Origin of the sequence: Actinomadura sp. GC306, from assembly GCF_004348665.1 — a bacterium.
Classification (GTDB): Bacteria; Actinomycetota; Actinomycetes; order Streptosporangiales; family Streptosporangiaceae; genus Spirillospora.
In genome coordinates this window covers 1-8,947 of record NZ_SMKM01000274.1, presented here as the reverse complement: position 1 = coordinate 8,947, position 8,947 = coordinate 1, and the positions used below count along the sequence as shown (strand labels likewise).

Annotated in this window: 7 protein-coding genes and 1 riboswitch; of the genes, 2 read left to right on the top strand and 5 right to left on the bottom strand. The window is 72.1% G+C overall.

Going from position 1 to position 8,947, the window contains the following annotated elements:
• Positions 1 to 514: 514 nt before the first annotated feature.
• Positions 515 to 1,516: a C40 family peptidase gene (locus E1200_RS27640; protein WP_243708872.1), complete on the bottom strand. Its 1,002-nt coding sequence runs from the start codon at positions 1,514 to 1,516 to the stop codon at positions 515 to 517.
• Positions 1,517 to 1,522: 6 nt separating this feature from the next.
• Positions 1,523 to 1,658, bottom strand: a riboswitch (cyclic di-AMP (ydaO/yuaA leader).
• A 177-nt stretch (positions 1,659 to 1,835) separates the two neighbouring features.
• On the opposite strand from E1200_RS27640, the gene typA reads away from it, so the two are divergent.
• The gene (gene typA, locus E1200_RS27635) at positions 1,836 to 3,689 is read left to right on the top strand and encodes a translational GTPase TypA (RefSeq protein ID WP_131955008.1); all 1,854 of its coding nucleotides are present in this window, start codon (positions 1,836 to 1,838) and stop codon (positions 3,687 to 3,689) included.
• Between the two features lie 99 nt (positions 3,690 to 3,788).
• Here the strand turns inward: typA and E1200_RS34045 are convergent, their stop codons facing one another.
• Positions 3,789 to 4,346, bottom strand: coding sequence for an FHA domain-containing protein (locus E1200_RS34045; RefSeq protein WP_165950489.1), 558 nt, complete (start codon positions 4,344 to 4,346; stop codon positions 3,789 to 3,791).
• A 30-nt stretch (positions 4,347 to 4,376) separates the two neighbouring features.
• Here E1200_RS34045 and E1200_RS34040 point away from each other — a divergent pair, with 30 nt between their 5' ends.
• On the top strand, positions 4,377 to 5,267 hold the full coding sequence (locus E1200_RS34040) for a hypothetical protein (RefSeq protein WP_165950488.1): 891 nt from the start codon (positions 4,377 to 4,379) through the stop codon (positions 5,265 to 5,267).
• Here E1200_RS34040 and E1200_RS27625 read toward each other — a convergent pair.
• From E1200_RS27625 to E1200_RS34035, 3 genes are all read right to left on the bottom strand, one after another.
• A complete protein-coding gene (locus tag E1200_RS27625; protein WP_243708871.1) occupies positions 5,204 to 5,881 on the bottom strand; it encodes a 4Fe-4S single cluster domain-containing protein in 678 nt (225 codons plus the stop codon). The two genes, E1200_RS34040 and E1200_RS27625, sit on opposite strands and share 64 nt — an antisense overlap.
• A 71-nt stretch (positions 5,882 to 5,952) precedes the next feature.
• Positions 5,953 to 7,875, bottom strand: a complete 1,923-nt coding sequence (locus tag E1200_RS27620; RefSeq protein WP_131955005.1) for an AAA family ATPase — start codon at positions 7,873 to 7,875, stop codon at positions 5,953 to 5,955.
• Between the two features lie 32 nt (positions 7,876 to 7,907).
• On the bottom strand, positions 7,908 to 8,947 hold a 1,040-nt coding region (locus E1200_RS34035), incomplete at its 5' end, for a response regulator receiver protein (protein WP_165950487.1).

Here is an 8,947-nt window from a genome sequence, read left to right as displayed (position 1 = left end):
AACCTGACCCCCCTCCCACCGCCGTCACCCACTAGACGCGCGCTTGGGCACCAAGCTCTCCGCAACCCCGGCGACCACCCCCGGGCCGCCAACCCGTTGACTTGCGGCGTGTTGCCCTTATGGAGCGCTCCATAAGGGCAACACGCCGCAAGTCAACGAACGCGGACCTTGGTGAGGGCCGGCGTAGCCAAGACGGCTCGCAGCGACGTCAGGTGCGCCCGGCTGCTCGTGTCGTCACTGTCGTCGGCCGGGACGGGTCCGGGGGCGGCAACCCAGATACGCACAGACACCAGCCACCACCGCAACCACGCGGCGACCCCAACCGTCGCGATCGCGTCCGAAGGCAGGTTCCGAGCCTGCGAGGAATCTGATCGCGCAGCGAGCCGCTAGGCGAGTCGGAGCGATGCAGCGATCGCACGTTTTTCTGTGGGTTGAGCGCCCCCAGGGCGCTCAACCCACAGAAAAACAATAAATACGAGGGCTTCCTACCGCGCCGCAGGAAGCCCTCGTATGTCTAGGAGATGCGGTTGGCGCCCGCGTAGTCGGAGCGGTCCGACAGTTTTGAGATCTTCACCACATCGCCGGTTCGGGGGGCGTGGACGTATTTGCCGTCGCTGAGGTAGATGCCCATGTGGTGGAGGCTTCCGCCGAAGTAGACGAGGTCGCCGGAGCGGAGCTGGTTCCGGGGGACCTTGGTGCCGAGGCCGTAGAGGGCGCCGGTGTAGTGGGGGAGGCCGCGTTTGCCGACCTGGGCGTAGGCCCAGACGACGAGGCCGGAGCAGTCGAAGCTGTTGGGGCCGGAGGCCGCCCACACGTAGGGGGAGCCGAGTTTGGTGAGGGCCTTGCGGGCCATGTCGGCGGGGAGGTCGGAGCCCTTGACGGTGGCGCGGAGGCCGCTGCGGGGGTCGCTGACGCGGGTGGTGGTCAGTTTGTCGAGGCGTTTCATGACCTCGGCGACCTTTTTACGGGCGGCTTCGCGGGCCTGCTCGGCGTCCTCGGTGGCCTTTTCGACCTGGGCGGTCTTGGCCTCGGCGGTGCGCTGCGCGGCCTCGGCCTGCTGGATCTGCTGCTGCAGGGAGAGGACGGTGCTGGCCTGGCTCTGGGTGAGGTAGGCGCGTTCGGCGAGGCCGTCGGGGGAGCCGTCGGCGCCGAAGATGACGTCGGGGGCGCCGGTCATGTAGTTGGCGGCGGCGAGCCGGCCGAGTCGCTCGCGGGCGGGGGCGGCCTGGGCGCGGAGGTGCGCGGCCTGCCGGGCGGCGGCGCGTTCGGCCTTCTGGGCGTTGCCGAGGTCGACGCGGGTCTTGTTGTACTGCTCGGTGAGGATCTCGGCCTCTTCGTTGAGCGCGTCCAGGCTCTTGCGCAGGCCCTCTTCGGTCGTCGGAGCGGGCGTGGGGTTCAGCCGGGCCGGTGCGGCGGCGTGCGCGGTCACGGGCGAGGCGGTGCCGAGGCCGATCAGGAGCATCGTGGCCGTGGTGGCGGGCGCGATGCGGCGCCACCGTCGGGGGGCCGGAGCCAAGCCGGTCTCTCCTCTCCTCGTGCGCCTACCGGGTTAGCTGACGGGTTCGGGCGGGGAGGTCGCCCTACGACGTGTGTCGATTCACCCCAGGGACCTGGGTCCCCGGCTCTCCCGTACGCGGGAGATTAGGCGCTCCGGTCGCTGTCCCAGAGGAGGGACTCCGGACGACCGGATCTCGGGCAGATTACAAAGAACGAGCAAAGTTGGCGAATCGGGGGCCGGCGGGCTCTGCAGGGCGGGCCGGGGGCTCGGGCAAGTAGAATGGTCAAGTGCCGCGCTCTGCGGCGATCCCCGTTCTCTCAGCCAAGGCGAGCCTCGCATGCCCAACTCCACGCGCGACGACCTCCGAAACGTAGCGATCGTCGCCCACGTCGACCACGGGAAGACGACGCTCGTCGACGCCATGCTCTGGCAGTCCGGGGCCTTCCGCGAGAACCAGAACGTCGACGACCGCGTGATGGACTCCGACGACCTGGAGCGCGAGAAGGGCATCACGATTCTCGCGAAGAACACCGCGGTCAAGCACGGCGGGATGACGATCAACATCATCGACACGCCGGGCCACGCCGACTTCGGCGGGGAGGTGGAGCGCGGGCTGTCCATGGTGGACGGCGTCGTCCTGCTGGTGGACGCCAGCGAGGGCCCGCTCCCGCAGACCCGGTTCGTGCTGCGCAAGGCCCTCGCCGCGCGGCTCCCGGTGATCCTGGTGGTGAACAAGACCGACCGTCCCGACGCCCGCATCGACGAGGTCGTGGACGAGACGTACGAGCTGTTCATGGACCTCGACGCCGACGAGGAGCAGATCGACTTCCCGATCGTCTACGCGTCGGGCCGGGCCGGGCGGGCGTCGCTGGAGAAGCCGGCCGACGGCGCGATGCCCGAGGGCGAGGACCTGGAGCCGCTGTTCAAGGTCATCACCGAGACGATCCCGGCGCCGTCCTACGACCCGGACGTCCCGCTGCGGGCGCACGTCACCAACCTGGACGCGTCCAGCTACCTCGGCCGGATCGCGCTGTGCCGGGTGCACGCCGGGACGATCAAGAAGGGCCAGCAGGTGGCCTGGTGCCGGCATGACGGCTCGGTCGAGCGCGTGAAGATCACCGAGCTGCTGATGACGGAGGCGCTGACCCGCAAGCCCGCGCGGGAGGCGGGGCCGGGCGACATCATCGCGATCGCCGGCATCCCCGACATCATGATCGGCGACACCATCGCCGACGCGGACGACCCGCGCCCGCTGCCGCTGATCACCGTGGACGAGCCCGCGATCTCCATGACGATCGGCACGAACACCGGGCCGATGGCGGGACGCGAGAAGGGCACCAAGGTCACCGCCCGGATGGTCAAGGACCGGCTGGACCGCGAACTCGTCGGCAACGTGTCGATCCGGGTGCTGCCGACCGAGCGTCCCGACACGTGGGAGGTGCAGGGCCGCGGTGAGCTGGCCCTGGCGATCCTCGTCGAGAACATGCGCCGCGAGGGCTACGAGCTGACGGTCGGCAAGCCGCAGGTCGTCGCGAAGGTCATCGACGGCCGCAAGCACGAGCCGGTCGAGCGGCTCACCATCGACATCCCCGAGGAGCACCTCGGCGCCGTCACGCAGCTGCTGGCGGTGCGCAAGGGCCGGATGGTCCAGATGACCAACCACGGGACGGGCTGGATCCGGCTGGAGTTCCTGGTCCCGGCGCGCGGGCTCATCGGGTTCCGCACCGAGTTCATGACCGAGACGCGGGGCACCGGGATGGCGCACCACGTGTTCGAGGCGTACGAGCCGTGGTTCGGGGAGCTGCGCACCCGCCCGTCGGGGTCGCTGGTCGCCGACCGGGCCGGCGCCGCCACCGCGTACGCGATCATGAACCTGCAGGACCGGGGGACGTTCTTCGTCGGCCCGACGACCGAGGTGTACGAGGGCATGATCGTCGGGGAGAACTCCCGGTCCGACGACATGGACGTGAACATCACCAAGGAGAAGAAGCTCACGAACATGCGGTCGTCCACCGGCGACGAGCTGGAGCGGCTGACCCCGCCGCGGCAGCTGTCGCTGGAGGAGGCGCTGGAGTTCTGCCGCGAGGACGAGTGCGTCGAGGTGACGCCGCGGTTCGTCCGCATCCGCAAGGTCGTGCTGGACGCCAAGGAGCGCGAGCGCAGCCGCGCCCGCACCAAGCGCGCCGGCTGACCCGGCCGAACACCACCGGACGGCGCGCCGGAACACCACCGGACGGCGAAAGGGCGGCCCCGATTCTCTCGAACCGGGGCCGCCCTTTCGACGTGCCGTTCAGGCCAGCTGGACGGTCCCCGTCACGTCGGCGGCGAGGCGGAGCTGGTCGCCGTCGCGAAGGGGCGCCTCCACGCCGCGGGGGAGCCGTTCGCCGTTGACGAAGGTGCCGTTGGTGGAGCCCTCGTCCCGCACCCAGGCGGTGCCGGACGGGTCGAGCCACACCGTGGAGTGGCGCCGCGACACGTTGTCGTACTGCGTGAACGTCGACGCCACCGGGGACTGGCCCGCGTCCCGGCCCAGCACCAGGTGCTGCCCGACGGAGACCTTCAGCTCACCCGTGGGGAACTGCACGCGCAGGACGGGCGTGCCCTTGCCCGGCAGCGGGCGCAGGCACGATTCGCACTGCGCGGCGCCCGGGTTGGACAGGACCGCCTCGCAGTACGGGCACATGAACGCCGTGCCGCCCGGGTCGGCGGCGGGACGGTGGCCCTGGTTCTGCTCGGGCGGCAGCAGCGTCGCCTCCCGGCCGTGCGGGGGCGGCATGGGCGGCTGGCCGCCGCCGTGCTGCGGCGACGGCGCCCCGAAGCCGTGGTCCGCGGGACCGGGCTGCGGCATGCCGAACTGGTCCTGCGGGGCGTACTGGTCTTGGGGGGCGTACTGGTCCCGCGGCGGGTACTGCGGCTCGCGCTGCTGGTACTGGTCCTGCGGCGGCGGGAACTGCTGGTCCTGCGGCTGCCCGAACTGGTCCTGCGGCTGGCCGTACTGCTGATCCTGGGACGGCTGCCCGAACTGCTGGTCCTGGGGCTGGCCGTACTGCTGCTGGGACGGCGGCGTGCCCCACTGGTCCTGCTGGGACTGCTGCGGCAGGCCCCACGGGTCGCCGCCCGCGGGCTGCTGCGGCATGGGCGGCTGGCCGCCGCCGTGCTGCGGCTGCCCCCCGTGCTGGCCGCCTTGCTGGCCCCCGGGCTGGCCCGGAGGCTGGCCGTACTGGTGCTGGCCGTGCTGCGGTTGCCCGTGCTGGGGCTGCCCGTGCTGGGCTTGGCCGTGTTGCGGCTGGCCGTGCTGGGGCTGCCCGTGCTGCGGTTGTCCGTGCGGGTCGGGCAGGGGCGGTGCGCCCCACGCGTCCGGCTGGCCGGACGGTGCCGAAGGCTGCTGCGGCGCGCCCCACGGGTCCTGCGGCTGACCGGGCGGGCCCGGCTGGTGCGGGGCCTGGTGCTGCGGCGCCTGCTGCTGGTAGGGATCGTGCTGCGGTGCCTGCTGGTAGGGCTGGCCGTGCTGCCCCGGGCCCGGGGCGCCGTACTGCTGGCCGCCCTGGGGACCGCCCTGCGGCGGGTATCCCTGCCGCTGGTCGTCGTACCCGCCCGGCGCCTGCTGCCGGTGGGCGCCGCCGCCCCCGGCGCGCGCCAGATTCGCCCCGCAGCTCATGCAGAGCAGGTCGCCCGGCTGGAACGGCTCGTCACAGACAGGACATTTCAAGGTCGCCATGACACATCCCCCGAGCGCACGCCGGCGCGGTCGAGCCTCGACGTGAGGTGATCCATGTCACCTCTTCGCGGGATCCCGATGTAGTACACCCGCCTTCCCTCCGGCCCTTCGTCCACGGACACCTGTACTCGGGGCCCTGTAGCCTTCTCAGTCTTCCCGATGCCGGCCAGTGCTCCGTACCGTTCGCGCCCCAGCGGGGACAGTGGAACGACACGCTGGTTGGCCGACCCCCTCCAGAGTAGAGAGCCACCCTCGGCGTGTCGCCCCTCGGGGTTGAGCCGGTCGACGTACGGCCCTGTGATCACGGCGTCGCACATGTCCAGGATCTCGCGTGTCGCACCGGTCCGGGCGAGCCGAGAGTAGACATATCCGCTGTAAACCAATATGTCCAACGCAATCGTCTCACGGTCGCGGTTCTCTCGCCACGCGCGTATCCCCTTCAGCAGAGCCGCCAGCGCGGCCGGCTGCTGGAAGGGTTCGCCGCCCGAGACGGTCACCCCGTCCACCGGTCCGGGCAGGGAGTCGAGCCAGCCCAGGACCGCTTCGACCGGGACGGCCCGGCCCGGATCGGCGTCCCAGGTGTCCCGCGAGAGGCAGCCGTGGCAGTGCAGGGTGCAGCCCTGCGTCCAGATGCCGGCGCGGGTGCCGGGGCCGAGTGTGGTCACCGGGTAGTGCGCCTTGGCGAGCAGCAGGGACGCCCCCGGCGGGCCGGCACCGCCCGCCGGGCGCTCCGCGCTCACGTGAGGTCCAGATGGACGATGCCGCCCTCGCGGCGGATACCGGTCACGGTGATCTTCTCGTCCGGCGTCAGCTCCCGGTCGAACAGCGCGCGCGCCAGCGGGTTGACGAAGGACGACTCCAGCGCCATGCCGATCCCGCGCCCGCCCTTGTCCAGCTCCTCGGTGCACCATTCGCGGAGCGTCGCCAGCGGCTCGCTCTTCACCGTCAGGATGAGCCGGTGCTCGTCGGTGACCCGCCGGCAGATGTTCGCGAACTGCAGATCGAAGATCTTGTGCGCCGCCTCGGCGGAGATGAAGTCGAACACGACGATGTTGTCGCCGAACCGGTTGAGCAGCTCCGGCCGGTTCAGGACCTCGGTGAAGTGGTCGGCCACCGCGGTCTTGATGCGGTGCTGGACCTCCTCGTACGACATCCCCGGTGTGATGTTCTGCACCCGGTTGCCCATGCCGGGGTCGTGCGGCGACGCGTCGCGGAGCGTGAGGTCCCGGCCGGGGACGAACATCCCGAGGTTCGACGTGAAGATCAGGATCGACTCGGAGAAGTGCACGGTGTTGCCGCGCCCGTCGGTGAGGCGGCCGTCCTCCAGGATCTGGAGGAACTTGTCCAGGATCCGCGGGTGCGCCTTCTCGATCTCGTCGAACAGGATCACCCGGAACGGGTCCTCGCGGACGGCGTTGGTCAGCTCGCCGCCCGCCTCGTGGCCCACGTACCCCGGCGGCGACCCGATCAGCCGGTCGCCGGAGCCCTCGCCGGAGAACTCGCTCATGTCGAAGCGCAGGTAGGCGGACTCGTCCCCGAACACCAGCTCGGTGATCGCCTTGGCCAGCTCGGTCTTGCCGGTGCCGGTCGGCCCCGCGAAGAACAGCACGCCGCGCGGCCGGCTGCCGGACCGCGTCGCCTGCGCGCCGGACAGGCCGAGCACCGCCCGCTTCAGGATGTCGAGCGTCTTGGTGACGGCCTGCGGCTGCCCGATCACCCGCTCCGGGACGCGCCGCTCGCCCTCCAGCACCCGGCGCCGCAGGTGCCCGCGGCTCCACGGGTTGTCGAGCACGCCGAGCTTGTAGGTGCGGACGGCGTCCGGCAGGTCGGCCAGGTCGACGCTGCGCTCCTTGGCCAGCCGGGTCACCTCGATCATCGACTGGAGGGTGAGCCCGTCGGCCTGCTCGGCGAACGCGTCGCACGCCGCGGCGGCGACCTCGTCCTCCCCGACGTCGCTGATCCCGAACGCGCGGGCCAGCAGCCGGGCGGTCTCCTGCCGGTCGCCGAGGTGCGGCCGCGGGATCGTGATCTCGCGGATGGTCTCGTTGTCGGTCGTCAGCCACGGCGGCAGGTCGCCCGGCCGCTCCACCAGCCACACGATCGGGTTGTAGAGCGGCTTCGGCCGCGCCCCCGTCACCCGGACCGGGCGCGCGGTGCGCGACAGCTTCGCGCACACCCGGAAGAAGTCGCGCTCGGCGGGCTCCAGGTCGGTCGGGGTCCGGGCGATCCGCGACGCCGAGTCGATCACGAACGCGGCGCGGACGTTCTCCTTCGGCCGGGCCAGCGCGGCCAGCAGCCGGGTCAGCGCCTCCAGCGACGGCTTGTCGGCCGGCTTGATCTTGCCGAGCAGCCGCTCGGCGGCCTGCGCCGCCTCGTCCCCGCCCGGCTCGCCGGGGCCGGGGATGATCTGCAGCCCGTCCACCGGGTCGTAGACGGCCATGAACGCCGCGCCGCTCGACCGCAGCGTCTCCCACAGCAGGGCGCGCAGCGGCAGCAGCTGCCCGTGCCCGCCGCCTTCCGCCGCCGGCGTCAGGAAGCTGTCGTAGAGGTTGCCCGACAGGACGTACTGGGAGTGCACGGAAAGGGTCGCGTCCAGCTCCCGGATGAACGGCGGCCACCCCTGCAGCCGCCCCCCGAGCGTGGGCGATTCAATGCTCATACCTGTACCTGCTCCCCCGGCGATCCCGCACCTCAGTTGTGACGCTCGCGATGGCGCTCGCGTTGGCCCGCACGGCCCCTAGTCTGCCCCGGCCGCGCCGAAACCGGCAGTTCGCGGACGCCCGGCTCCAGCCGCCACGCCACGTCGGAGCGGATCCCGGCGTCGCGCAGCCGGTCCCGGGCGGCCTCGAACGCGTCGCACCACTCCCGCTCGCGCTCCACGTCGACGCGCCGGTCGTCCTCGCTCTCGGCGGGCCGCTCGCGCACCATCGACGCCCGCACGTGCGCGGCGTCGTCGACCTTCATCTTCACGCTGTGGTCGGGCCAGGCGCCCTTGGTCAGCGTGAGGGTGCCGTCGTCGGCGGTCAGCGTCTCGAACCCCTCCTGGACCTCGTACCCCATGTCCTCGAACGCCGCGGTGATCGAGTCGAGGACGTAGCGGCGCTCGGCCGCGGCCTGCTCGGCGGCATCGCGCTCGGCCGCGCGCCGGCGCTCCTCGGCGCGGCGCTCCTCGACGCGGGCGTTGGCGGACTGGATCCGCAGCCGGACCTCCTGCAGGACGCCCTCGGCCTCCTCCGGCGTCCCGATCCCGGCGAGCAGCCCGGCCGCCTCGGCGACGGCCCGCCGCTCGTCCTCGGCCGCGTCCGGCAGCAGCCGCGCCATGATCCGTTCGAGGTTCCGGCGGACGTCGTCCAGGGTGGGCGGCGGCGGTGCGCTCTTCCCGGTGTCGGCGCTGAGCCCTTCCGCGGGGGCCGTGAAGATCTGCGTGCTGACCTGGGCGGCGAGATGCTCCGACAGGCCGCGCTCGGCCTCGTCCAGCAGGGGGTCGGTCGCGGCGCACCAGGCGGTCAGCTCCGCGGCGGACATGTCCGCCGGGTCGAGCCGCTCCGGAAGCGCCGCCGTCGCGCCGAGCTTCGCCGCGGTCTCGGCGAGCGCCGCGATGCGGGCGTTGCGCTCCACGACCTCCCGCAGGGCCCGCTCGTGGGTCTCGACCTCGGCGAGGGCCGCCGCCCGCGCCTCCGCCCGCCCCTCGGCGAGCGCGGCCAGCGCCTCCGCGCCCCGCTGGAGGGGAT